At 45.3% G+C, this 761-nt stretch carries 1 rRNA gene; it reads left to right on the top strand.

The annotated features are described in order from the left end of the window. Positions 1-198: 198 nt before the first annotated feature. Positions 199-761, top strand: a 16S ribosomal RNA gene (locus tag ACX0HA_RS17595); the annotation flags it as partial.

Genomic DNA, 761 nt, shown 5'->3' with positions numbered 1-761 from the left:
TTTTTTTTTGAAAAAGCTTGCGGGATTAAAAAGAAGTTGTAGTTTTGCAGCCGCTTTGAGAACGAAAGTTCTGGGGCGAAAAACAAGAAGAAACGTTCATAGACATATTGGATTGACAGCATAAGAGAGAGTAAGAAATACTCGCTTATCATAAAAAAACATGACCTAGCATAAAGATCGTAAAAATATTAAAAATATACGATGAAGAGTTTGATCCTGGCTCAGGATGAACGCTAGCGGCAGGCTTAACACATGCAAGTCGAGGGGTAGAGGCTTTCGGGCCTTGAGACCGGCGCACGGGTGCGTAACGCGTATGCAATCTGCCTTGTACAAAGGGATAGCCCAGAGAAATTTGGATTAATACCTTATAGTATATTGATGTGGCATCACATTATTATTAAAGATTTATCGGTACAAGATGAGCATGCGTCCCATTAGCTAGTTGGTATGGTAACGGCATACCAAGGCAATGATGGGTAGGGGTCCTGAGAGGGAGATCCCCCACACTGGTACTGAGACACGGACCAGACTCCTACGGGAGGCAGCAGTGAGGAATATTGGTCAATGGGCGCAAGCCTGAACCAGCCATGCCGCGTGCAGGATGAAGCATCTATGGTGTGTAAACTGCTTTTGTACGGGAAGAAACAACTCTTCGTGAAGAGTCTTGACGGTACCGTAAGAATAAGGATCGGCTAACTCCGTGCCAGCAGCCGCGGTAATACGGAGGATCCAAGCGTTATCCGGAATCATTGGGTTTAAAG

This window comes from Flavobacterium hauense, from assembly GCF_054457175.1.
This window is presented reverse-complemented; position numbering and strand designations above follow the sequence as displayed.